This window comes from Lactobacillus johnsonii, assembly GCF_014058685.1.
Taxonomy (GTDB): Bacteria; Bacillota; Bacilli; order Lactobacillales; family Lactobacillaceae; genus Lactobacillus.
Window position 1 is genome coordinate 1,817,165 of sequence record NZ_CP059055.1, and the last position, 26,244, is coordinate 1,843,408.

General features: G+C 43.9%; 9 protein-coding genes, 9 tRNA genes, 9 rRNA genes and 1 other annotated feature. Of the genes, 1 reads left to right on the forward strand and 26 read right to left on the reverse strand.

Going from position 1 to position 26,244, the window contains the following annotated elements; genetic code table 11:
* Positions 1 to 15 precede the first annotated feature (15 nt).
* Positions 16 to 256: a binding site (T-box leader), on the forward strand.
* Positions 257 to 318: 62 nt separating this feature from the next.
* Positions 319 to 1,329: an aspartate--ammonia ligase gene (gene asnA / locus H0I41_RS08755; protein ID WP_086875210.1), complete on the forward strand. Its 1,011-nt coding sequence runs from the start codon at positions 319 to 321 to the stop codon at positions 1,327 to 1,329.
* 46 nt (positions 1,330 to 1,375) lie between these two features.
* On the opposite strand, the gene H0I41_RS08760 is transcribed toward asnA, so the two are convergent.
* The 26 genes from H0I41_RS08760 to H0I41_RS08885 form a co-directional block, all read right to left on the reverse strand.
* On the reverse strand, positions 1,376 to 2,776 hold the full coding sequence (locus tag H0I41_RS08760) for an APC family permease (protein ID WP_135014217.1): 1,401 nt from the start codon (positions 2,774 to 2,776) through the stop codon (positions 1,376 to 1,378).
* A gap of 17 nt (positions 2,777 to 2,793) precedes the next feature.
* Positions 2,794 to 3,519 (reverse strand): gamma-glutamyl-gamma-aminobutyrate hydrolase family protein, encoded by a 726-nt coding sequence (locus H0I41_RS08765; RefSeq protein WP_011162555.1) that lies wholly within the window; start codon positions 3,517 to 3,519, stop codon positions 2,794 to 2,796.
* 162 nt (positions 3,520 to 3,681) lie between these two features.
* Entirely contained in the window at positions 3,682 to 5,064 is a 1,383-nt protein-coding gene (locus H0I41_RS08770; RefSeq protein ID WP_004898102.1) for an amino acid permease, read from the reverse strand.
* Positions 5,054 to 6,448 (reverse strand): amino acid permease, encoded by a 1,395-nt coding sequence (locus H0I41_RS08775; RefSeq protein ID WP_011162556.1) that lies wholly within the window; start codon positions 6,446 to 6,448, stop codon positions 5,054 to 5,056. Before H0I41_RS08775 ends, H0I41_RS08770 begins: the two co-directional genes overlap by 11 nt.
* Positions 6,449 to 6,607: 159 nt before the next feature.
* A complete protein-coding gene (locus H0I41_RS08780) occupies positions 6,608 to 6,970 on the reverse strand; it encodes a DUF956 family protein (protein ID WP_004898106.1) in 363 nt (120 codons plus the stop codon).
* Between the two features lie 65 nt (positions 6,971 to 7,035).
* Positions 7,036 to 7,965 carry a PTS system mannose/fructose/sorbose family transporter subunit IID gene (locus H0I41_RS08785; protein WP_094497881.1) on the reverse strand — a complete coding sequence of 310 codons (930 nt, stop codon included), beginning with the start codon at positions 7,963 to 7,965 and terminating at the stop codon, positions 7,036 to 7,038.
* A 29-nt stretch (positions 7,966 to 7,994) separates the two neighbouring features.
* A complete protein-coding gene (locus H0I41_RS08790) occupies positions 7,995 to 8,798 on the reverse strand; it encodes a PTS mannose/fructose/sorbose transporter subunit IIC (RefSeq protein WP_004898109.1) in 804 nt (267 codons plus the stop codon).
* 20 nt (positions 8,799 to 8,818) lie between these two features.
* Positions 8,819 to 9,814: a PTS sugar transporter subunit IIB gene (locus H0I41_RS08795; protein WP_086875216.1), complete on the reverse strand. Its 996-nt coding sequence runs from the start codon at positions 9,812 to 9,814 to the stop codon at positions 8,819 to 8,821.
* Between the two features lie 195 nt (positions 9,815 to 10,009).
* Positions 10,010 to 10,082: transfer RNA gene (locus H0I41_RS08800), tRNA-Asn, on the reverse strand.
* A gap of 13 nt (positions 10,083 to 10,095) precedes the next feature.
* Positions 10,096 to 10,212, reverse strand: a 5S ribosomal RNA gene (gene rrf, locus H0I41_RS08805).
* A gap of 61 nt (positions 10,213 to 10,273) precedes the next feature.
* Positions 10,274 to 13,176: ribosomal RNA gene (locus H0I41_RS08810) — 23S ribosomal RNA — on the reverse strand.
* Between the two features lie 126 nt (positions 13,177 to 13,302).
* Positions 13,303 to 13,375, reverse strand: a tRNA-Ala gene (locus H0I41_RS08815).
* Between the two features lie 35 nt (positions 13,376 to 13,410).
* Positions 13,411 to 13,484 (reverse strand) — tRNA-Ile (locus H0I41_RS08820).
* Between the two features lie 141 nt (positions 13,485 to 13,625).
* Positions 13,626 to 15,198, reverse strand: a 16S ribosomal RNA gene (locus H0I41_RS08825).
* Between the two features lie 323 nt (positions 15,199 to 15,521).
* Positions 15,522 to 15,597 (reverse strand) — tRNA-Asn (locus H0I41_RS08830).
* Positions 15,598 to 15,610: 13 nt separating this feature from the next.
* Positions 15,611 to 15,727 (reverse strand): 5S ribosomal RNA (gene rrf / locus H0I41_RS08835).
* Between the two features lie 61 nt (positions 15,728 to 15,788).
* A 23S ribosomal RNA gene (locus tag H0I41_RS08840) occupies positions 15,789 to 18,691 on the reverse strand.
* Positions 18,692 to 18,817: 126 nt separating this feature from the next.
* Positions 18,818 to 18,890 (reverse strand) — tRNA-Ala (locus tag H0I41_RS08845).
* A gap of 35 nt (positions 18,891 to 18,925) precedes the next feature.
* Positions 18,926 to 18,999 (reverse strand) — tRNA-Ile (locus H0I41_RS08850).
* Positions 19,000 to 19,140: 141 nt separating this feature from the next.
* Positions 19,141 to 20,713: ribosomal RNA gene (locus tag H0I41_RS08855) — 16S ribosomal RNA — on the reverse strand.
* 323 nt (positions 20,714 to 21,036) lie between these two features.
* Positions 21,037 to 21,112: transfer RNA gene (locus H0I41_RS08860), tRNA-Asn, on the reverse strand.
* Positions 21,113 to 21,125: 13 nt separating this feature from the next.
* Positions 21,126 to 21,242, reverse strand: a 5S ribosomal RNA gene (gene rrf, locus H0I41_RS08865).
* 61 nt (positions 21,243 to 21,303) lie between these two features.
* Positions 21,304 to 24,206, reverse strand: a 23S ribosomal RNA gene (locus tag H0I41_RS08870).
* A gap of 126 nt (positions 24,207 to 24,332) precedes the next feature.
* Positions 24,333 to 24,405: transfer RNA gene (locus H0I41_RS08875), tRNA-Ala, on the reverse strand.
* Positions 24,406 to 24,440: 35 nt separating this feature from the next.
* Positions 24,441 to 24,514, reverse strand: a tRNA-Ile gene (locus tag H0I41_RS08880).
* A gap of 141 nt (positions 24,515 to 24,655) precedes the next feature.
* Positions 24,656 to 26,228 (reverse strand): 16S ribosomal RNA (locus H0I41_RS08885).
* Together the 16S, 23S and 5S rRNA genes with 9 tRNA genes alongside form the textbook arrangement of a ribosomal RNA operon.
* Positions 26,229 to 26,244: the final 16 nt, after the last annotated feature.

Genomic DNA, 26,244 nt, shown 5'->3' on the forward strand with positions numbered 1-26,244 from the left:
ACTTAATATAAAAATTAAAAAGCAATGAAGAGACGAGTAGATAATTTTATTCTTTCAGTGAATTAGCGTTAGTGAGAAGCTAGTAGACCCTGAATTATCGAATAACACTTTTCCGCTGTGCTGCTAGCCTAAATTAAAGTAAGCTACGCCGTCATCGGTACGTTATCAAGCCGAAGAGCATGATTGTGTTCTATTAAGCTGGTCTATTTTTAGACAATTTAGGTGGTACCGCGGAAAAAAGCCTTTCGTCCTGAGAAACTCAGGAGTGAAGGGCTTTTTTCTTTACTCTTAAAATTTTTCTAAGGAGTACAGATAATTATGACATTAATATTACCTAAGGACTACCATCCAAGTTTAACCATTCGTGATACTGAAGCCGCAATTGTTTTCATTAGAGAAAATTTTCAAGATAAAATTGCTGACAAATTAAACCTTCAAAGAATGTCAGCACCAATGTTTGTTGAAAAATCTACTGGATTAAATGATAACTTAAATGGGATTGAACGTCCGGTTGCTTTTGATATGAAGGCTATGCCAGATGATACAATCGAAGTTGTACACTCATTAGCAAAATGGAAACGTCTAGCACTTAAGCGTTATGGTTTTGGAATGCATGAAGGTCTTTATACTAACATGAACGCAATTCGGCGTGATGAAGATTTAGATAATTTTCACTCAATCTACGTAGATCAATGGGACTGGGAAAAGATTATTGCTAAAGAAGAAAGAAATATTGAGACTCTTAAAACTACTGTCAAACAAATTTTTAAAGCAATTAAAGAAACTGAAAAAGAGCTCCGCGCACGCTATCCGGGTTCTACTTACCGCTTACCTAGCGATATTACTTTTATTACTACACAAGAACTGGAAGACCGCTGGCCAGATTTAGCACCAGAAGAACGTGAAGATAAAATAGCTAAAGAGAAAAAAGCAGTATTCTTAATGAAAATTGGCGATAAATTAAAGCGTAGTGGTAAACCACACGATGGTCGTGCACCAGATTACGATGACTGGCAGTTAAATGGTGACTTACTATTTTGGTATGAACCTTTACAACGTAAAATAGAAATTTCTTCAATGGGAATTCGAGTTAGCGAAGAATCGCTGAAAGAGCAACTCAAAAAAGCTCATACTGAAGAAAGATCTGATTTACCTTTCCACAAAATGCTTTTAGAAGGTAAACTTCCTTATACAATTGGTGGGGGTATTGGCCAATCTCGTTTATGTATGCTTTTACTTGGAAAAGCTCATATTGGCGAAGTTCAAGCAAGTATTTGGCCTCCCGAAATGATTGAATCATGTGAAACTGCCGACATAAAAATTCTATAGCACAAAAAAAGACTGTCTAAGCCAATCGGCTTAACAGTCTTTTTCGTTATTTACTAGCTTTACGATCTTTTCTAGAGATAATAAACATAATTAGAGGTAAGAGGATAAATCCAAAAATCATCATAGCAATTGCATACCAGTTAATTCCAGTTACTTGTCCTTGGGCATTGACTACCCCAAACTGAGCCTTCCAGTTATATTCTACTAGTAAGAAAATCACTAGAGCAATGGAAAGAATTGGAACGATAATATCAGTCCACACATTCTTTTGCGCATTTAAAACTGGTTCTGCAGTTTTTCCACGATAGAATTGAATAACTGCCAATGGAACTACAATAAAGCCTAAGAAACGTACCATAGCACTTAAAGTAATCAAGTTAACCATATTATATTCAAATGCCATTGGAATTAAAATTGCAAATAATACGGAAATAAAGAAGGTTCTAATTGGGAAATTATTCTTAGTTCTTTTAGTTAAAGCCTTTGAGAATTGATTTTCACGTGCCATAGCTTCTAAAATTCGTGGAGCATTGAAACTAGAAGCAACATTAATACCAAACATTGAAACTAAAGCACCAACTAAGATAACATCCCTTAAAATTTCATTCTTAAAAATAGCCGCAATTGCGACAACTTGCTTAGTTGTCATTAATGCTTTTGGATCGAGCATCATTGCAACAGCAACAACCCCAATATAAATTACCGCGATAACAATAATAGCTAAAGGAATAGCGCGTGGTAAGTTTTTAGCAGGATTCTTCATATCGTCTGAACCAGAAGCAACTGATTCAAATCCAGTAAAGGCATAGAAGGCAGATACGATTGCCATTACAAAACCTGTAGTAGTTAAAGTAGGAACAATCTTTTGACCATTTTGAGTAATTTGATCTACCTGACTTAAATTACTTGAAGCACCACTTACAATTAATAAAACTACCCCTGCAACAATAATTAATACTAGAGCAGCTAACTTACCAATAGTCGCTAAGTTCATAACATACTTAACCACTTTTTGACCAAATAAATTAATTACCGTAATAACAGCCATTAATATCAAAAAACCAATAGTTACACTCATCGTTTCATTTGGGTTACCACCAAAAATAGAAATAGTAGATTTAATAACCCCAACTGCCATTACATCCCAGGCAACACTAGCTGAAAAATAACGTAAAATTCCCATATAGAAACCAACATTATTTCCAAAAGCTGCCTTTGAGTATGCATAAGCTGCTCCAGATTTAGTTACATATTTTGCTGCTGCTGCAAAAGAAATAGCTAAAATAGATGCAAAAATTGCAGCTATAAAATATACAATTAAAGCTTTAGATCCAGCCTGTTGAACTACGCTCCCAGGTGTTAAAAATATTCCTGAGCCAATAATCGAATTAATGGCCAACAAAACAATAGACCAAAAGCCTAATTTACTTGTTTCATTTTCGTTCATCTATTAATAACTTCTTTCTATTTTTTCTTTGCATTATCAATAATATATTTAAACAGATTATTTTGATAAGGAACTACACGATGAAGCATTTCGGGATGCCATTGAACCGCAATAACTGATGCATCTTCGTTTTCAATTGCCTCTACTACCCCATCTACACAACGAGCTGAAACCTTAAAATCATCTGCTACATCCTTAATTAATTGATGGTGGAAAGAATTTGTTTGCATCTCTTTCTTGCCTAACAATTCTGCAATCTTAGTACCTGCTATTGTTTTTACAGTATGAGTAAGCAAAGTTGGGGTCTGACATTGACTATGCTTTAACGTTTTTTCTTTTCTATAACTAAGATCCTGATATAAGGTTCCACCATGATATACATTAATGATTTGTGCTCCACGACAAATTCCTAAAACTGGAATTCCATTTTCTTCAGCTAGTTTTAAGAGGCGCATATCAAATTTATCTCTTTCAGGCCAAATATCTCCCAATTTTTGTTCAGGCTCTTCACCATAGTTATGAGGATCTACATCATGACCACCAGATAAAATTAATCCTTGAACATTTAAAAGTTGTTCTTTCACAACCTCTTCATCTTCATTGAAAGGAATGATATAAGGGATTCCACCATTTTGGATTACAGAATCAATATAATCGTCATTAACATAACTCCGACGATAGCCTGGAAAAATACCGCCATCATCAATAATTATAGAACCAGAAATTCCAATAATTGGTTTCATATTTACTCGCTCCTTTAACTTACTTTTTACCAATTAGACTTAATTATAAATTACATAGTTTAATTCGTAAACACTATAACTTAAAATTAACACCTTTTTCTCATTATAAGCTAATATTATGCCCTAATAAAAAGACCATCCCTAAAGGAATGGTCCAATTAATTACTTTTTATTACGATGTTTAAGCATATACACAAGGCTTGCTAACACTAAAACTCCAGCACCCACACCTACAGAAATTCTTGTCTCTGGATTGATAAACATAAATACAACAATCACTAATAACATTGCAAATGCAAAATAATTTGAATATGGGTAGAGAGGTAACTTAAATGGATGTTCAGCCATTAAATGTGAATTATTTTTTCTGAATTTCAATTCAGCAATCAAAATTACAAACCATGCTACCATTCCTGGTAAAACAGAAGAACTATAGACAACAACGAACAATTCTCCCATTGACTTATTCATGGTTGACATTATCAAATTCAAAATAAAGCCGATTAAAATACCTGAGGTAATTCCAACGATAGCTCTGTCAGGAACAATACGCTTCGATAGTTTTCCAAAGGCCTTTGGCGCTTCTCCCTCATGTGCCAATTTAAATAGCATTCTACTAGATGAATAAATACCGGAATTCGCACCTGACAAGGCTGCGGTTAAAACTACGAAGTTAATAATCCCAGCAGCTGCTGTGATCCCTACCTTAGTAAAGGTCTCTACAAATGGAGAGCCAATATTACTTAATTGATTCCAAGGATAAATTGTAACGATCACAAAGATTGCCCCAACGTAGAAAATCAAGATACGCCATAAAACTGATTTTACGCTTTTTACAATTGCCTCTTGTGGGTTGGCTACTTCTCCAGCAGAAATACCAATTAATTCTATGCCCTCATATGAACCGGCAATAATTGCCATTGAGAAAAAGAATCCTTTTACTCCACCAGTGAAAAAGCCACCATGTGACCATAGATTACTAAAGCCGATTGGTTTTCCGTGATTTCCTACGCCGAGTAAAATCACCAGCAAACCTAAAATAATCATTATTACAATTGTTACTACCTTAATCATCGCAAACCAAAACTCTAGTGTTCCATAAGCTTTAGCACTAGCTAAGTTTGCCAGTAATAAGAAAGCAATAATTATTATTCCAGACCAAAAAACACTAACTTCAGGCCACCAAAACTTTAAATACTCTGTTGCGGCCACAACTTCTGAAATACCAACAACAATATATTGAAAGACATTAGCCCACTCAGCTAAATATCCCGCTAATGGTGAAATATACTCTGTTGCATAATCTGCAAATGATCCTGTTCCAGGACTAACATAGAGCATCTCTCCCAATGCTCGCATTACGATGTATAAAATTAGTCCTACAAACATATAGGCTAATAAAACTGATGGCCCCGTCCATTTAATAGTTGATGTAGATCCCATGAATAATCCAACACCAATGGCTCCACCTAGAGAGATCATCTCCATTTGTCCAGCAGTCATCGATCGCTTTAATTTAGGGGGATGATTCTGTTTATTCTCCATTATTTACACCATCCTTTTTATGTCGAAATAGATAAACAATTGTAGCTATAAGTAAAACAGCAGCTCCCACTAATACAGAAACTCTAGTTTCAGGGTTAATAAGCATAAAGATAACTATAACAATCAGCATCAAAAATGCAAAGTAATTGGAAATAGGGTATAACGGTAACTTGAAAGGATGGTCTACTAGTAAATCTTGATTATTGCGTCTAAATTTTAGTTCAGCAAGTAAGATTACAAACCATGGAATCATACCTGGTAAGACTGAAGACGAGAAAACGACAACGAATAAATCTTGAGTAGATTTATTAATTGTAGCTGCAATCATATTAATAATAAATCCAATTAGTATTCCCCCGGAAATACCTAAAATTGCATGATTAGGAACAATTCGTTTAGAAATATGTCCAAAGGTTTTAGGAGCATCTCCATCATGAGCTAATTTAAAAAGCATTCTACTAGATGAATAAATTCCAGAGTTTGCTCCTGACAAGGCTGCCGTTAAAACCACAAAGTTGATAATACTTGCCGCTGCTGTAATTCCTACCTTTGCAAATGTAGTTACAAATGGAGAGCCAATATTACTTAATTCATTCCATGGATAGATCGTAACAATAACAAAAATTGCTCCAACATAGAAAATTAAGATACGCCACAAAACCGATTTAACACTTTTTACAATGGCTTTTTTAGGATTGGCTACCTCACCAGCAGATATGCCTAGTAACTCGATTCCTTCATATGAACCAACAATAATTGACATTGAGAAGAAGAACCCTTTTACTCCGCCTGTGAAAAAGCCACCATGTGACCATAGATTACTAAACCCAGTTGGCTTTCCGCCGTTCCCTACTCCAAAGAAAATTACAATGAATCCTAAAATAATCATTAAGATAATAGTTACAACTTTAATCATTGCAAACCAAAACTCTAGGGAAGCATATGCTTTGGCACTAGCTAAATTTGCTAACACTAAAAACAAAATAATAATAATTCCTGACCAAAACACATTCACTTTCGGCCACCAAAACTTTAAATATTCAGTTGCTGCAACTACTTCAGACATTCCAACAACTATATATTCAAATACATTGGCCCACTCAGCTAAATATCCCGCTAATGGATGGACATATTCAGTTGCATAATCTGCAAACGATCCTGTTCCTGGATTAACATATAGCATTTCCCCCAATGCCCGCATTACGATGTATAAAATTAAGCCAACGAACATATATGCCAGTAAAACAGATGGGCCTGTCCACTTTATAGTGGAAGTGGATCCCATGAACAATCCAACCCCAATTGCCCCACCTAAAGATATCATTTCCATTTGACCAGCAGTCATGGAACGTTTCAATTTAGGCATTGACTTTTTATTTTCCATTACTTAGTGCCACTCCTATAAAAAAAACTAGCAGTCACTTGAGAGCTAGTTTTAGATATCAAAAATTGATTAATGATATTTTAATACAGGTACGCGTTAATGCCAAGGCCTTTTTAACAAAAAATAAGGAGCTTAGCCTCAGAGCTAAATCTCCTTATATTACTTTTGCTTAAAATTCCGTTTGATTTTTTGCCAAATGGTAAGAGCTTTTCTCATGTTATCTGCTGGTACATGCTTTCGAATAGCGCGTAAAGTTGGCTTTACATGTCTCGCAGCAAAAATAAAACTACCATTTTTTTTAGTACAAATCTTAAACCGAGGAATATATTTTCCACCAAAATATACATCCGCAACTACAACGGTTACTTCATCCCACGGAATCTGTACATAGTCATTTGGATTATTATCACTATAAAACTCAAACCCTTTATCTCCGACTAAAACTTTTCCATAAGTAGGAATTCCTCTAAACCAAGTCGCAGCATCTACATATTCTGATTTTGTATTTAATGATTGAACCATATAAAAAACCTTTTCATATATAAGAAAAACGGTCTAAACAAGACCGTTTCTTATCTGATTAATTGTTATAGTAAGCCAACTACGTGACCTACAATACCAACAACAAAGATACCAATAATGATAACGATTGGTGAAACTTTCTTCTTTAATAACCACATACATAAGAAAGTTAATAGAACTGCAGCAAGACCAGGAATTAAACTATCCAAGTTTTGTTGTAAGGTTGTTTCCTTAATTCTATCTAAGGCCATACCATTACCTAAGTTGTATTCACTCAAAGCTTTGTGAATACCTTCTGCTCCTTTTGGAAGGGTGTTCCAATCAATATAAGCACCCTTTTGAAGCGGAACGCTTGAAACAACTGGTTTGAAGTTAATTGTTACCCAACGCTCAATTAAAGCACCGATAACAAACATACCCATCATAGAAGCTCCACGGGTAATCTTTTGTAATAAACCACCTGAAGCATCTTCTGTAATTTTAGTACCAGCTTTGTAACCCATTTCTTGAGTGTACCATAAGAATGCCATACGAATTACATTCCATAATACAAAGAACAAGATAGGTCCTAAGATGTTACCACTCAAAGCAAGTGAAGCACCTAATGAACCAATAATAGGACGAACAGTGTACCAAAATACCGGGTCACCAACACCGGCTAAAGGTCCCATCATACCAACTTTAACACCTTGAATAGCAGTGTTATCAACATCCGCACCGTTAGCCTTATCCTCTTCCAAAGCAAGAGTAACACCGATAATAGGTGATGCTAAGTATGGGTGTGTATTAAAGAATTCCAAGTGTCTCTTTAATGCAAGGGATAGATCTTTCTTTTCAGGATATAATTTTCTTAATGCTGGGATTAAACTGTAAGCCCAACCACCGTTTTGCATTCTTTCATAGTTCCATGAACCTTGAAGGAAAGTAGAACGCCACCAAACCTTAATACGATCTGATTTACTTAAAGTTAATTTCTTTTGTGCAGTTTCAGTCATTATATAATTAGCCTCCTCTCGCTCAAATTTTAATAATCATCCAGGATGTCGCCCAATGGGTCGCCTGAACCAGAATTAGAGTTATTGTTGTTTCCACCCTTAGAACCTTCAAGAGCAAGGTACATAATAGCAAGGGAAATACCAATACCACCAAGAGCGATCAAAGTTAATTCTTTAACGGCTGCCAAACAGAAACCAATGATGAAGAATGGCCATACTTCACGGCTAGCCATCATATTAATAACCATAGCGTAACCAACGGCAACAACCATACCACCACCGATGGTCATACCTTCGTTTAACCATGCTGGCATTGCATTTAAGCCAGCACGAACAACAGAAGCTGGAATAGCAAGTAATAATGCAGCTGGAATAGCAATTCGTAAACCTTGTAAAGCAACAGCAATCATTTGCCAACGGTCAATAGCTCTCCAGTTAGCTTCTTCTGCTTTTCTATCCATAATATGAACAATGGCAACAGAAATAGTACGAACTAACATAGTTAAGAACAAACCAGCAACGGCTAAAGGAATAGCAATACCAATCGCAGTACCAATACCCTTTTGACCTTGTCCACCTTGAACCAAAATAATAGTTGAAGCAACTGATGCTAAAGCTGCATCTGGAGCAACAGCAGCACCGATATTAGCCCAACCTAAAGCAATCATTTGTAGTGAACCGCCAAGAATAATACCAATAGTTAAGTTACCAGTAACCAAACCAATTAAAGTACATGCCACTAGAGGTTGATGGAATTGAAATTCATCAAGAATTCCTCCCATACCTGCAAAGAAGGCAACGATCACTACCAGAATCATCTGAATAGCATTCATTTAATAAATCCCCCTATAAATTATTTCTTTTCATCAACTAATTTTTGAGCCTTATCCAAAAGTTCATCCATATTTTGTTTACCATCAGAAGGAACTTTACGGACATCAAATTTAACGCCCAAGTCTTTTAATTTCTTATATGTATCAATATCTTTTTGATCCATTGCCAAAACAGTATTGACATTAACTTTACCATCACTATATGCCATGGATCCAACATTCAATTCTTTGATGTCCATTCCACCTTCAATAGCTTTAAGTGCATCTTCCGGATTTTCAAATAAGATTAATGCCTTAGTATTTCCAAAACGTGGGTCTTTTACTACTTCAAGCATCTTATTGATTGGAACAACATTTGCAGGCACACCAGCTGGTGCTGCTTCCTTAATCATTGTTTTACGAATTTTATCTTTCGCAACATTATCTGAAACAACAATGATTCGATTTGGATTCATAGCCTTAGTCCAACCAGTTGCAACTTGTCCATGAAGAAGACGTGAATCAATTCTAGCTAAAACATACTTAATATGACCATCGCCAATGACAGTACCCTCAGGAATAGCACCTTGTGGTTGTGCATTATTACTTGGAGCGGCCTTTGTCTCTTCTTTAGGCATAAGAGATTCAGGTTGTGTTTTAATTCCATCACGACCTGGTTTAACAATAGCTTTGGCAATATCATGCGCATTATCGCTTGCCATTCTTTGGCCCAAAGCTTCAATAACCATAGGTAAATTCATACCTGATACAATAGCCCAAGTATCTTCATGTTCTTTAACAAGATTATTTGCTTGGTTAAATGGTGTACCTCCCCATAGATCAATCAAAAACAATACTTGATCTTGATCATCAAAAGAAGCCACAGCTCTTTCCATCTTAGCTCTAATATCATCAGGACCTTCGTCAGGCTTTAAAATTACATGAGCCAGATTCTCTTGCTTACCAAAAATCATTTCAGCAGATTGAAAGATTCCATCAGCAAAGCCACCATGACTAGCTAGGACAATTCCTACCATTTGATTTCCCCCTTAATCAAAATATCTCCACGAATACTTTATAGCAGAATAAATGTATACGTTTGCTTTTAATATCATAACATTTTTTTATTGAAAATGCTTGCATAAAGTTAAAAAAGTAGAAAAAAAATAATAACTATACAAAAAAGGAAGAACAAAGATAATTCTTCATTCTTCCTTTAACTCATCACTTTACTCCGGCTGTCAGACTCGAACTGACGACAACCTGATTAACAGTCAGGTGCTCTACCAACTGAGCTAAGCCGGAATATTAAAAAAGAGCACGGCGACTGCCTACCCTCGCAGGCAGTTTCCCACCAACTACTCTCGGCGTTAAGAAGCTTAACTTCTGTGTTCGGCATGGGAACAGGTGTATCCTTCTTGCCATCGCCACCGTACTCTTTCTGAGCTTTTACACTCAAAACTGAATATAATCTCTAGCCTTTAAACCTTTGAGCTTTGGTCAAGTGCTCGACTGATTAGTACTAGTCCGCTCCACATATCGCTATGCTTCCACTCCTAGCCTATCTACCTCATCGTCTTTAAGGTGTCTTACTGCTTTCGCATCGGAAATCTCATCTTGAGGGGGGCTTCGCACTTAGATGCTTTCAGCGCTTATCCCTTCCATACATAGCTACCCAGCGATGCCTTTGGCAAGACAACTGGTACACCAGCGGTATGTCCATCCCGGTCCTCTCGTACTAAGGACAGCTCCTCTCAAATTTCCTACGCCCACGACGGATAGGGACCGAACTGTCTCACGACGTTCTGAACCCAGCTCGCGTGCCGCTTTAATGGGCGAACAGCCCAACCCTTGGGACCGACTTCAGCCCCAGGATGCGACGAGCCGACATCGAGGTGCCAAACCTCCCCGTCGATGTGAACTCTTGGGGGAGATAAGCCTGTTATCCCCAGGGTAGCTTTTATCCGTTGAGTGATGGCCTTTCCATGCAGTACCACCAGATCACTAAGCCCGACTTTCGTCCCTGCTCGAGTTGTAGCTCTCGCAGTCAAGCTCCCTTATACCTTTACACTCTGCGAATGATTTCCAACCATTCTGAGGGAACCTTTGGGCGCCTCCGTTACACTTTAGGAGGCGACCGCCCCAGTCAAACTGCCCACCTGACACTGTCCTCCAGAACGCTCAGCTCTGTGAGTTAGAGGATCCATCAAACAAGGGTAGTATCCCAACATTGCCTCCGGTAAGACTAGCGTCCTACTTTCTCTGGCTCCTACCTATCCTGTACATGTTTAACAAATACTCAATATCAAGCTACAGTAAAGCTCCATGGGGTCTTTCCGTCCTGTCGCGGGTAACCCGCATCTTCACGGGTATTATAATTTCACCGAGTCTCTCGTTGAGACAGTGCCCAAATCATTACACCTTTCGTGCAGGTCGGAACTTACCCGACAAGGAATTTCGCTACCTTAGGACCGTTATAGTTACGGCCGCCGTTTACTGGGGCTTCAATTCAAACCTTCGCTTACGCTAAGCTCTCCTCTTAACCTTCCAGCACCGGGCAGGTGTCAGCACCTATACGTCATCTTACGATTTTGCAGATACCTGTGTTTTTGATAAACAGTTGTTTGGGCCTATTCACTGCGGCTGATATTTTACTATCAGCACCCCTTCTCCCGAAGTTACGGGGTCATTTTGCCGAGTTCCTTAACGAGAGTTCTCTCGCTCACCTGAGTGTTCTCCACTCGACTACCTGTGTCGGTTTGCGGTACGGGTAAAATTGTTCTGGCTAGAAGCTTTTCTTGGCAGTGTGACATCATGACCTTCGCTACTTTTATTTCGCTCCGCATCACAGCTTGAAATCTAAAGACAAGCATTTGACTCATCTTTTTTCTTACTGCTTGCACATGTATTTCCAGCAACATGCGTCATTAGCCTCCTGCGTCCCTCCTTTGCTCATATCGAACAATTTCAGTACAGGAATTTCTACCTGTTGTCCATCGGCTACGCCTCTCGGCCTTACCTTAGGTCCCGACTTACCCTGGGCGGACGAGCCTGCCCCAGGAAACCTTAGTCTTTCGGCGGATAGGATTCTCACCTATCTTTCGCTACTCATACCGGCATTCTCACTTCTAAGCGCTCCATTAGTCCTCTCGATCTAACTTCGCCGCACTTAGAACGCTCTCCTACCACGCATATAATATATGCATCCACAGTTTCGGTACTATGCTTAGCCCCGGTACATTTTCGGCGCAGCGTCACTCGACTAGTGAGCTATTACGCACTCTTTAAATGGTGGCTGCTTCTAAGCCAACATCCTAGTTGTCTACGCAACTCCACATCCTTTTCCACTTAGCATAGATTTGGGGACCTTAACTGGTGATCTGGGCTGTTTCCCTTTCGACTACGGATCTTATCACTCGCAGTCTGACTCCCGTGCATTGATATCTGGCATTCGGAGTTTATCTGGATTCAGTAACCCCTGACGGGCCCCTAGTCCAAACAGCGCTCTACCTCCATTATCATTCACACGAGGCTAGCCCTAAAGCTATTTCGGAGAGAACCAGCTATCTCCAAGTTCGTTTGGAATTTCACCGCTACCCACAACTCATCCCCGCGATTTTTAACTCACGTGGGTTCGGTCCTCCAGCGTGTTTTACCACGCCTTCAACCTGGTCATGGGTAGGTCACTTGGTTTCGGGTCTACGTCATGATACTCTTTCGCCCTATTCAGACTCGCTTTCGCTCCGGCTCCGTCTTTTCTGACTTAACCTTGCACCATAACGTAACTCGCCGGTTCATTCTACAAAAGGCACGCCATTACACTTTAATGTGCTCTGACTACTTGTAGGCACACGGTTTCAGGTTCTCTTTCACTCCCCTTCCGGGGTTCTTTTCACCTTTCCCTCACGGTACTGGTTCACTATCGGTCACTAGTTAGTATTTAGCCTTGCGAGATGGTCCTCGCGGTTTCAATCGGGATTCCTCGTGTCCCGACCTACTCAGGATCCTGCTAAGTCTCTCCGCAATTTCGCGTACGGGGCTCTCACCCTCTCTGGCTTATCTTTCCAGATAATTCTGCTATCACTTCAAGTACTATATCGCAGTCCTACAACCCCAACTGGCAAGCCAGTTGGTTTGGGCTCTTTCCTGTTCGCTCGCCGCTACTTGGGAAATCGATTTTTCTTTCTCTTCCTGCAGCTACTTAGATGTTTCAGTTCACTGCGTCTTCCTTCATTAACCTTAACAGTTAATGATAATACCTCGCGGTATTGGGTTCCCCCATTCGGATATCTCCGGATCATTGCTTACTTACTGCTCCCCGAAGCCTTTCGTGGTTCGTCACGTCCTTCATCGGCTTCTAGTGCCAAGGCATTCACCATGCGCCCTTTTCTACTTGACCTATTTCAAGTTGAGTTTCTCTCTCTTCTCGGTCGCTCTTCAATCTGTTTTTTCGATTGTCTCGGTTTTTTTGCTTTTGATTATATTCAGTTTTCAATGTACTAACCCTTGAGACTTTATGTCTCAATGGAGGCTAACGGGATCGAACCGATGACCTCCTGCGTGCAAAGCAGGCGCTCTCCCATCTGAGCTAAGCCCCCATCATTGCCTTTTATCAAAGCTTTTTTGCTTTGAATGGGCCTAAATGGACTTGAACCATCGACCTCACGCTTATCAGGCGTGCGCTCTAACCAGCTGAGCTATAGGCCCGATTATGCTTGGCTTGTTATTCAAGTTGTTTGAGGTAATACCCTCAAAACTAAACAAAGTTTCTCAGTGTGCTTCCGCTTGGCTTTCTCGATGACTTCTCTTAGTGCTCTCGCACTCTCCATCATCTTTCGCCTTCCTTAGAAAGGAGGTGATCCAGCCGCAGGTTCTCCTACGGCTACCTTGTTACGACTTCACCCTAATCATCTGTCCTACCTTAGACGGCTGACTCCTATAAAGGTTATCCCACCGGCTTTGGGTGTTACAGACTCTCATGGTGTGACGGGCGGTGTGTACAAGGCCCGGGAACGTATTCACCGCGGCGTGCTGATCCGCGATTACTAGCGATTCCAGCTTCGTGTAGGCGAGTTGCAGCCTACAGTCCGAACTGAGAACGGCTTTAAGAGATCCGCTTGCCTTCGCAGGTTCGCTTCTCGTTGTACCGTCCATTGTAGCACGTGTGTAGCCCAGGTCATAAGGGGCATGATGACTTGACGTCATCCCCACCTTCCTCCGGTTTGTCACCGGCAGTCTCATTAGAGTGCCCAACTTAATGATGGCAACTAATGACAAGGGTTGCGCTCGTTGCGGGACTTAACCCAACATCTCACGACACGAGCTGACGACAGCCATGCACCACCTGTCTCAGCGTCCCCGAAGGGAACACCTAATCTCTTAGGTTTGCACTGGATGTCAAGACCTGGTAAGGTTCTTCGCGTTGCTTCGAATTAAACCACATGCTCCACCGCTTGTGCGGGCCCCCGTCAATTCCTTTGAGTTTCAACCTTGCGGTCGTACTCCCCAGGCGGAGTGCTTAATGCGTTAGCTGCAGCACTGAGAGGCGGAAACCTCCCAACACTTAGCACTCATCGTTTACGGCATGGACTACCAGGGTATCTAATCCTGTTCGCTACCCATGCTTTCGAGCCTCAGCGTCAGTTGCAGACCAGAGAGCCGCCTTCGCCACTGGTGTTCTTCCATATATCTACGCATTCCACCGCTACACATGGAGTTCCACTCTCCTCTTCTGCACTCAAGTTCAACAGTTTCTGATGCAATTCTCCGGTTGAGCCGAAGGCTTTCACATCAGACTTATTGAACCGCCTGCACTCGCTTTACGCCCAATAAATCCGGACAACGCTTGCCACCTACGTATTACCGCGGCTGCTGGCACGTAGTTAGCCGTGACTTTCTAAGTAATTACCGTCAAATAAAGGCCAGTTACTACCTCTATCTTTCTTCACTACCAACAGAGCTTTACGAGCCGAAACCCTTCTTCACTCACGCGGCGTTGCTCCATCAGACTTTCGTCCATTGTGGAAGATTCCCTACTGCTGCCTCCCGTAGGAGTTTGGGCCGTGTCTCAGTCCCAATGTGGCCGATCAGTCTCTCAACTCGGCTATGCATCATTGCCTTGGTAAGCCGTTACCTTACCAACTAGCTAATGCACCGCAGGTCCATCCAAGAGTGATAGCAGAACCATCTTTCAAACTCTAGACATGCGTCTAGTGTTGTTATCCGGTATTAGCATCTGTTTCCAGGTGTTATCCCAGTCTCTTGGGCAGGTTACCCACGTGTTACTCACCCGTCCGCCGCTCGCTTGTATCTAGTTTCATTTAGTGCAAGCACTAAAATCATCTAGGCAAGCTCGCTCGACTTGCATGTATTAGGCACGCCGCCAGCGTTCGTCCTGAGCCAGGATCAAACTCTCATTTTCCTTTTGAAAATGAGCTTTTTATCGTTTAGCTCTAAAACTTTCTTTGAGTTATCTCAAATTTATTGCTTGCGAATTGACTTCGCTTTTGTTTGGGATTTTTATATCCCGCACACTTTCAGCGAAACTTTGTTCAGTTTTCAAGGTACTACCGTTGTCATGTGACAACTTTTATATTATATCATGTCTTTTAAGCTTTGACAAGAACTTTTTTAATTTTCTCATCTCTCTCAAATGACAGCTTTATAATATTATCATCTTTTGCTCGCTTTGGCAAGCTTTTTTTATCATTTTTTTGATAAAAATAGGAGCCTAGTTGACTCCATTGGCTCCGGCTGTCAGACTCGAACTGACGACAACCTGATTAACAGTCAGGTGCTCTACCAACTGAGCTAAGCCGGAATATTAAAAAAGAGCACGGCGACTGCCTACCCTCGCAGGCAGTTTCCCACCAACTACTCTCGGCGTTAAGAAGCTTAACTTCTGTGTTCGGCATGGGAACAGGTGTATCCTTCTTGCCATCGCCACCGTACTCTTTCTGAGCTTTTACACTCAAAACTGAATATAATCTCTAGCCTTTAAACCTTTGAGCTTTGGTCAAGTGCTCGACTGATTAGTACTAGTCCGCTCCACATATCGCTATGCTTCCACTCCTAGCCTATCTACCTCATCGTCTTTAAGGTGTCTTACTGCTTTCGCATCGGAAATCTCATCTTGAGGGGGGCTTCGCACTTAGATGCTTTCAGCGCTTATCCCTTCCATACATAGCTACCCAGCGATGCCTTTGGCAAGACAACTGGTACACCAGCGGTATGTCCATCCCGGTCCTCTCGTACTAAGGACAGCTCCTCTCAAATTTCCTACGCCCACGACGGATAGGGACCGAACTGTCTCACGACGTTCTGAACCCAGCTCGCGTGCCGCTTTAATGGGCGAACAGCCCAACCCTTGGGACCGACTTCAGCCCCAGGATGCGACGAGCCGACATCGAGGTGCCAAACCTCCCCGTCGATGTGAACTCTTGGGGGAGATAAGCCTGTTATCCCCAGGGTAGCTTTTATCCGTTGAGTGATGGCCTTTCCATGCAGTACCACCAGATCACTAAGCCCGACTTTCGTCCCTGCTCGAGTTGTAGCTCTCGCAGTCAAGCTCCCTTATACCTTTACACTCTGCGAATGATTTCCAACCATTCTGAGGGAACCTTTGGGCGCCTCCGTTACACTTTAGGAGGCGACCGCCCCAGTCAAACTGCCCACCTGACACTGTCCTCCAGAACGCTCAGCTCTGTGAGTTAGAGGATCCATCAAACAAGGGTAGTATCCCAACATTGCCTCCGGTAAGACTAGCGTCCTACTTTCTCTGGCTCCTACCTATCCTGTACATGTTTAACAAATACTCAATATCAAGCTACAGTAAAGCTCCATGGGGTCTTTCCGTCCTGTCGCGGGTAACCCGCATCTTCACGGGTATTATAATTTCACCGAGTCTCTCGTTGAGACAGTGCCCAAATCATTACACCTTTCGTGCAGGTCGGAACTTACCCGACAAGGAATTTCGCTACCTTAGGACCGTTATAGTTACGGCCGCCGTTTACTGGGGCTTCAATTCAAACCTTCGCTTACGCTAAGCTCTCCTCTTAACCTTCCAGCACCGGGCAGGTGTCAGCACCTATACGTCATCTTACGATTTTGCAGATACCTGTGTTTTTGATAAACAGTTGTTTGGGCCTATTCACTGCGGCTGATATTTTACTATCAGCACCCCTTCTCCCGAAGTTACGGGGTCATTTTGCCGAGTTCCTTAACGAGAGTTCTCTCGCTCACCTGAGTGTTCTCCACTCGACTACCTGTGTCGGTTTGCGGTACGGGTAAAATTGTTCTGGCTAGAAGCTTTTCTTGGCAGTGTGACATCATGACCTTCGCTACTTTTATTTCGCTCCGCATCACAGCTTGAAATCTAAAGACAAGCATTTGACTCATCTTTTTTCTTACTGCTTGCACATGTATTTCCAGCAACATGCGTCATTAGCCTCCTGCGTCCCTCCTTTGCTCATATCGAACAATTTCAGTACAGGAATTTCTACCTGTTGTCCATCGGCTACGCCTCTCGGCCTTACCTTAGGTCCCGACTTACCCTGGGCGGACGAGCCTGCCCCAGGAAACCTTAGTCTTTCGGCGGATAGGATTCTCACCTATCTTTCGCTACTCATACCGGCATTCTCACTTCTAAGCGCTCCATTAGTCCTCTCGATCTAACTTCGCCGCACTTAGAACGCTCTCCTACCACGCATATAATATATGCATCCACAGTTTCGGTACTATGCTTAGCCCCGGTACATTTTCGGCGCAGCGTCACTCGACTAGTGAGCTATTACGCACTCTTTAAATGGTGGCTGCTTCTAAGCCAACATCCTAGTTGTCTACGCAACTCCACATCCTTTTCCACTTAGCATAGATTTGGGGACCTTAACTGGTGATCTGGGCTGTTTCCCTTTCGACTACGGATCTTATCACTCGCAGTCTGACTCCCGTGCATTGATATCTGGCATTCGGAGTTTATCTGGATTCAGTAACCCCTGACGGGCCCCTAGTCCAAACAGCGCTCTACCTCCATTATCATTCACACGAGGCTAGCCCTAAAGCTATTTCGGAGAGAACCAGCTATCTCCAAGTTCGTTTGGAATTTCACCGCTACCCACAACTCATCCCCGCGATTTTTAACTCACGTGGGTTCGGTCCTCCAGCGTGTTTTACCACGCCTTCAACCTGGTCATGGGTAGGTCACTTGGTTTCGGGTCTACGTCATGATACTCTTTCGCCCTATTCAGACTCGCTTTCGCTCCGGCTCCGTCTTTTCTGACTTAACCTTGCACCATAACGTAACTCGCCGGTTCATTCTACAAAAGGCACGCCATTACACTTTAATGTGCTCTGACTACTTGTAGGCACACGGTTTCAGGTTCTCTTTCACTCCCCTTCCGGGGTTCTTTTCACCTTTCCCTCACGGTACTGGTTCACTATCGGTCACTAGTTAGTATTTAGCCTTGCGAGATGGTCCTCGCGGTTTCAATCGGGATTCCTCGTGTCCCGACCTACTCAGGATCCTGCTAAGTCTCTCCGCAATTTCGCGTACGGGGCTCTCACCCTCTCTGGCTTATCTTTCCAGATAATTCTGCTATCACTTCAAGTACTATATCGCAGTCCTACAACCCCAACTGGCAAGCCAGTTGGTTTGGGCTCTTTCCTGTTCGCTCGCCGCTACTTGGGAAATCGATTTTTCTTTCTCTTCCTGCAGCTACTTAGATGTTTCAGTTCACTGCGTCTTCCTTCATTAACCTTAACAGTTAATGATAATACCTCGCGGTATTGGGTTCCCCCATTCGGATATCTCCGGATCATTGCTTACTTACTGCTCCCCGAAGCCTTTCGTGGTTCGTCACGTCCTTCATCGGCTTCTAGTGCCAAGGCATTCACCATGCGCCCTTTTCTACTTGACCTATTTCAAGTTGAGTTTCTCTCTCTTCTCGGTCGCTCTTCAATCTGTTTTTTCGATTGTCTCGGTTTTTTTGCTTTTGATTATATTCAGTTTTCAATGTACTAACCCTTGAGACTTTATGTCTCAATGGAGGCTAACGGGATCGAACCGATGACCTCCTGCGTGCAAAGCAGGCGCTCTCCCATCTGAGCTAAGCCCCCATCATTGCCTTTTATCAAAGCTTTTTTGCTTTGAATGGGCCTAAATGGACTTGAACCATCGACCTCACGCTTATCAGGCGTGCGCTCTAACCAGCTGAGCTATAGGCCCGATTATGCTTGGCTTGTTATTCAAGTTGTTTGAGGTAATACCCTCAAAACTAAACAAAGTTTCTCAGTGTGCTTCCGCTTGGCTTTCTCGATGACTTCTCTTAGTGCTCTCGCACTCTCCATCATCTTTCGCCTTCCTTAGAAAGGAGGTGATCCAGCCGCAGGTTCTCCTACGGCTACCTTGTTACGACTTCACCCTAATCATCTGTCCTACCTTAGACGGCTGACTCCTATAAAGGTTATCCCACCGGCTTTGGGTGTTACAGACTCTCATGGTGTGACGGGCGGTGTGTACAAGGCCCGGGAACGTATTCACCGCGGCGTGCTGATCCGCGATTACTAGCGATTCCAGCTTCGTGTAGGCGAGTTGCAGCCTACAGTCCGAACTGAGAACGGCTTTAAGAGATCCGCTTGCCTTCGCAGGTTCGCTTCTCGTTGTACCGTCCATTGTAGCACGTGTGTAGCCCAGGTCATAAGGGGCATGATGACTTGACGTCATCCCCACCTTCCTCCGGTTTGTCACCGGCAGTCTCATTAGAGTGCCCAACTTAATGATGGCAACTAATGACAAGGGTTGCGCTCGTTGCGGGACTTAACCCAACATCTCACGACACGAGCTGACGACAGCCATGCACCACCTGTCTCAGCGTCCCCGAAGGGAACACCTAATCTCTTAGGTTTGCACTGGATGTCAAGACCTGGTAAGGTTCTTCGCGTTGCTTCGAATTAAACCACATGCTCCACCGCTTGTGCGGGCCCCCGTCAATTCCTTTGAGTTTCAACCTTGCGGTCGTACTCCCCAGGCGGAGTGCTTAATGCGTTAGCTGCAGCACTGAGAGGCGGAAACCTCCCAACACTTAGCACTCATCGTTTACGGCATGGACTACCAGGGTATCTAATCCTGTTCGCTACCCATGCTTTCGAGCCTCAGCGTCAGTTGCAGACCAGAGAGCCGCCTTCGCCACTGGTGTTCTTCCATATATCTACGCATTCCACCGCTACACATGGAGTTCCACTCTCCTCTTCTGCACTCAAGTTCAACAGTTTCTGATGCAATTCTCCGGTTGAGCCGAAGGCTTTCACATCAGACTTATTGAACCGCCTGCACTCGCTTTACGCCCAATAAATCCGGACAACGCTTGCCACCTACGTATTACCGCGGCTGCTGGCACGTAGTTAGCCGTGACTTTCTAAGTAATTACCGTCAAATAAAGGCCAGTTACTACCTCTATCTTTCTTCACTACCAACAGAGCTTTACGAGCCGAAACCCTTCTTCACTCACGCGGCGTTGCTCCATCAGACTTTCGTCCATTGTGGAAGATTCCCTACTGCTGCCTCCCGTAGGAGTTTGGGCCGTGTCTCAGTCCCAATGTGGCCGATCAGTCTCTCAACTCGGCTATGCATCATTGCCTTGGTAAGCCGTTACCTTACCAACTAGCTAATGCACCGCAGGTCCATCCAAGAGTGATAGCAGAACCATCTTTCAAACTCTAGACATGCGTCTAGTGTTGTTATCCGGTATTAGCATCTGTTTCCAGGTGTTATCCCAGTCTCTTGGGCAGGTTACCCACGTGTTACTCACCCGTCCGCCGCTCGCTTGTATCTAGTTTCATTTAGTGCAAGCACTAAAATCATCTAGGCAAGCTCGCTCGACTTGCATGTATTAGGCACGCCGCCAGCGTTCGTCCTGAGCCAGGATCAAACTCTCATTTTCCTTTTGAAAATGAGCTTTTTATCGTTTAGCTCTAAAACTTTCTTTGAGTTATCTCAAATTTATTGCTTGCGAATTGACTTCGCTTTTGTTTGGGATTTTTATATCCCGCACACTTTCAGCGAAACTTTGTTCAGTTTTCAAGGTACTACCGTTGTCATGTGACAACTTTTATATTATATCATGTCTTTTAAGCTTTGACAAGAACTTTTTTAATTTTCTCATCTCTCTCAAATGACAGCTTTATAATATTATCATCTTTTGCTCGCTTTGGCAAGCTTTTTTTATCATTTTTTTGATAAAAATAGGAGCCTAGTTGACTCCATTGGCTCCGGCTGTCAGACTCGAACTGACGACAACCTGATTAACAGTCAGGTGCTCTACCAACTGAGCTAAGCCGGAATATTAAAAAAGAGCACGGCGACTGCCTACCCTCGCAGGCAGTTTCCCACCAACTACTCTCGGCGTTAAGAAGCTTAACTTCTGTGTTCGGCATGGGAACAGGTGTATCCTTCTTGCCATCGCCACCGTACTCTTTCTGAGCTTTTACACTCAAAACTGAATATAATCTCTAGCCTTTAAACCTTTGAGCTTTGGTCAAGTGCTCGACTGATTAGTACTAGTCCGCTCCACATATCGCTATGCTTCCACTCCTAGCCTATCTACCTCATCGTCTTTAAGGTGTCTTACTGCTTTCGCATCGGAAATCTCATCTTGAGGGGGGCTTCGCACTTAGATGCTTTCAGCGCTTATCCCTTCCATACATAGCTACCCAGCGATGCCTTTGGCAAGACAACTGGTACACCAGCGGTATGTCCATCCCGGTCCTCTCGTACTAAGGACAGCTCCTCTCAAATTTCCTACGCCCACGACGGATAGGGACCGAACTGTCTCACGACGTTCTGAACCCAGCTCGCGTGCCGCTTTAATGGGCGAACAGCCCAACCCTTGGGACCGACTTCAGCCCCAGGATGCGACGAGCCGACATCGAGGTGCCAAACCTCCCCGTCGATGTGAACTCTTGGGGGAGATAAGCCTGTTATCCCCAGGGTAGCTTTTATCCGTTGAGTGATGGCCTTTCCATGCAGTACCACCAGATCACTAAGCCCGACTTTCGTCCCTGCTCGAGTTGTAGCTCTCGCAGTCAAGCTCCCTTATACCTTTACACTCTGCGAATGATTTCCAACCATTCTGAGGGAACCTTTGGGCGCCTCCGTTACACTTTAGGAGGCGACCGCCCCAGTCAAACTGCCCACCTGACACTGTCCTCCAGAACGCTCAGCTCTGTGAGTTAGAGGATCCATCAAACAAGGGTAGTATCCCAACATTGCCTCCGGTAAGACTAGCGTCCTACTTTCTCTGGCTCCTACCTATCCTGTACATGTTTAACAAATACTCAATATCAAGCTACAGTAAAGCTCCATGGGGTCTTTCCGTCCTGTCGCGGGTAACCCGCATCTTCACGGGTATTATAATTTCACCGAGTCTCTCGTTGAGACAGTGCCCAAATCATTACACCTTTCGTGCAGGTCGGAACTTACCCGACAAGGAATTTCGCTACCTTAGGACCGTTATAGTTACGGCCGCCGTTTACTGGGGCTTCAATTCAAACCTTCGCTTACGCTAAGCTCTCCTCTTAACCTTCCAGCACCGGGCAGGTGTCAGCACCTATACGTCATCTTACGATTTTGCAGATACCTGTGTTTTTGATAAACAGTTGTTTGGGCCTATTCACTGCGGCTGATATTTTACTATCAGCACCCCTTCTCCCGAAGTTACGGGGTCATTTTGCCGAGTTCCTTAACGAGAGTTCTCTCGCTCACCTGAGTGTTCTCCACTCGACTACCTGTGTCGGTTTGCGGTACGGGTAAAATTGTTCTGGCTAGAAGCTTTTCTTGGCAGTGTGACATCATGACCTTCGCTACTTTTATTTCGCTCCGCATCACAGCTTGAAATCTAAAGACAAGCATTTGACTCATCTTTTTTCTTACTGCTTGCACATGTATTTCCAGCAACATGCGTCATTAGCCTCCTGCGTCCCTCCTTTGCTCATATCGAACAATTTCAGTACAGGAATTTCTACCTGTTGTCCATCGGCTACGCCTCTCGGCCTTACCTTAGGTCCCGACTTACCCTGGGCGGACGAGCCTGCCCCAGGAAACCTTAGTCTTTCGGCGGATAGGATTCTCACCTATCTTTCGCTACTCATACCGGCATTCTCACTTCTAAGCGCTCCATTAGTCCTCTCGATCTAACTTCGCCGCACTTAGAACGCTCTCCTACCACGCATATAATATATGCATCCACAGTTTCGGTACTATGCTTAGCCCCGGTACATTTTCGGCGCAGCGTCACTCGACTAGTGAGCTATTACGCACTCTTTAAATGGTGGCTGCTTCTAAGCCAACATCCTAGTTGTCTACGCAACTCCACATCCTTTTCCACTTAGCATAGATTTGGGGACCTTAACTGGTGATCTGGGCTGTTTCCCTTTCGACTACGGATCTTATCACTCGCAGTCTGACTCCCGTGCATTGATATCTGGCATTCGGAGTTTATCTGGATTCAGTAACCCCTGACGGGCCCCTAGTCCAAACAGCGCTCTACCTCCATTATCATTCACACGAGGCTAGCCCTAAAGCTATTTCGGAGAGAACCAGCTATCTCCAAGTTCGTTTGGAATTTCACCGCTACCCACAACTCATCCCCGCGATTTTTAACTCACGTGGGTTCGGTCCTCCAGCGTGTTTTACCACGCCTTCAACCTGGTCATGGGTAGGTCACTTGGTTTCGGGTCTACGTCATGATACTCTTTCGCCCTATTCAGACTCGCTTTCGCTCCGGCTCCGTCTTTTCTGACTTAACCTTGCACCATAACGTAACTCGCCGGTTCATTCTACAAAAGGCACGCCATTACACTTTAATGTGCTCTGACTACTTGTAGGCACACGGTTTCAGGTTCTCTTTCACTCCCCTTCCGGGGTTCTTTTCACCTTTCCCTCACGGTACTGGTTCACTATCGGTCACTAGTTAGTATTTAGCCTTGCGAGATGGTCCTCGCGGTTTCAATCGGGATTCCTCGTGTCCCGACCTACTCAGGATCCTGCTAAGTCTCTCCGCAATTTCGCGTACGGGGCTCTCACCCTCTCTGGCTTATCTTTCCAGATAATTCTGCTATCACTTCAAGTACTATATCGCAGTCCTACAACCCCAACTGGCAAGCCAGTTGGTTTGGGCTCTTTCCTGTTCGCTCGCCGCTACTTGGGAAATCGATTTTTCTTTCTCTTCCTGCAGCTACTTAGATGTTTCAGTTCACTGCGTCTTCCTTCATTAACCTTAACAGTTAATGATAATACCTCGCGGTATTGGGTTCCCCCATTCGGATATCTCCGGATCATTGCTTACTTACTGCTCCCCGAAGCCTTTCGTGGTTCGTCACGTCCTTCATCGGCTTCTAGTGCCAAGGCATTCACCATGCGCCCTTTTCTACTTGACCTATTTCAAGTTGAGTTTCTCTCTCTTCTCGGTCGCTCTTCAATCTGTTTTTTCGATTGTCTCGGTTTTTTTGCTTTTGATTATATTCAGTTTTCAATGTACTAACCCTTGAGACTTTATGTCTCAATGGAGGCTAACGGGATCGAACCGATGACCTCCTGCGTGCAAAGCAGGCGCTCTCCCATCTGAGCTAAGCCCCCATCATTGCCTTTTATCAAAGCTTTTTTGCTTTGAATGGGCCTAAATGGACTTGAACCATCGACCTCACGCTTATCAGGCGTGCGCTCTAACCAGCTGAGCTATAGGCCCGATTATGCTTGGCTTGTTATTCAAGTTGTTTGAGGTAATACCCTCAAAACTAAACAAAGTTTCTCAGTGTGCTTCCGCTTGGCTTTCTCGATGACTTCTCTTAGTGCTCTCGCACTCTCCATCATCTTTCGCCTTCCTTAGAAAGGAGGTGATCCAGCCGCAGGTTCTCCTACGGCTACCTTGTTACGACTTCACCCTAATCATCTGTCCTACCTTAGACGGCTGACTCCTATAAAGGTTATCCCACCGGCTTTGGGTGTTACAGACTCTCATGGTGTGACGGGCGGTGTGTACAAGGCCCGGGAACGTATTCACCGCGGCGTGCTGATCCGCGATTACTAGCGATTCCAGCTTCGTGTAGGCGAGTTGCAGCCTACAGTCCGAACTGAGAACGGCTTTAAGAGATCCGCTTGCCTTCGCAGGTTCGCTTCTCGTTGTACCGTCCATTGTAGCACGTGTGTAGCCCAGGTCATAAGGGGCATGATGACTTGACGTCATCCCCACCTTCCTCCGGTTTGTCACCGGCAGTCTCATTAGAGTGCCCAACTTAATGATGGCAACTAATGACAAGGGTTGCGCTCGTTGCGGGACTTAACCCAACATCTCACGACACGAGCTGACGACAGCCATGCACCACCTGTCTCAGCGTCCCCGAAGGGAACACCTAATCTCTTAGGTTTGCACTGGATGTCAAGACCTGGTAAGGTTCTTCGCGTTGCTTCGAATTAAACCACATGCTCCACCGCTTGTGCGGGCCCCCGTCAATTCCTTTGAGTTTCAACCTTGCGGTCGTACTCCCCAGGCGGAGTGCTTAATGCGTTAGCTGCAGCACTGAGAGGCGGAAACCTCCCAACACTTAGCACTCATCGTTTACGGCATGGACTACCAGGGTATCTAATCCTGTTCGCTACCCATGCTTTCGAGCCTCAGCGTCAGTTGCAGACCAGAGAGCCGCCTTCGCCACTGGTGTTCTTCCATATATCTACGCATTCCACCGCTACACATGGAGTTCCACTCTCCTCTTCTGCACTCAAGTTCAACAGTTTCTGATGCAATTCTCCGGTTGAGCCGAAGGCTTTCACATCAGACTTATTGAACCGCCTGCACTCGCTTTACGCCCAATAAATCCGGACAACGCTTGCCACCTACGTATTACCGCGGCTGCTGGCACGTAGTTAGCCGTGACTTTCTAAGTAATTACCGTCAAATAAAGGCCAGTTACTACCTCTATCTTTCTTCACTACCAACAGAGCTTTACGAGCCGAAACCCTTCTTCACTCACGCGGCGTTGCTCCATCAGACTTTCGTCCATTGTGGAAGATTCCCTACTGCTGCCTCCCGTAGGAGTTTGGGCCGTGTCTCAGTCCCAATGTGGCCGATCAGTCTCTCAACTCGGCTATGCATCATTGCCTTGGTAAGCCGTTACCTTACCAACTAGCTAATGCACCGCAGGTCCATCCAAGAGTGATAGCAGAACCATCTTTCAAACTCTAGACATGCGTCTAGTGTTGTTATCCGGTATTAGCATCTGTTTCCAGGTGTTATCCCAGTCTCTTGGGCAGGTTACCCACGTGTTACTCACCCGTCCGCCGCTCGCTTGTATCTAGTTTCATTTAGTGCAAGCACTAAAATCATCTAGGCAAGCTCGCTCGACTTGCATGTATTAGGCACGCCGCCAGCGTTCGTCCTGAGCCAGGATCAAACTCTCATTTTCCTTTTGAAAATGAGCT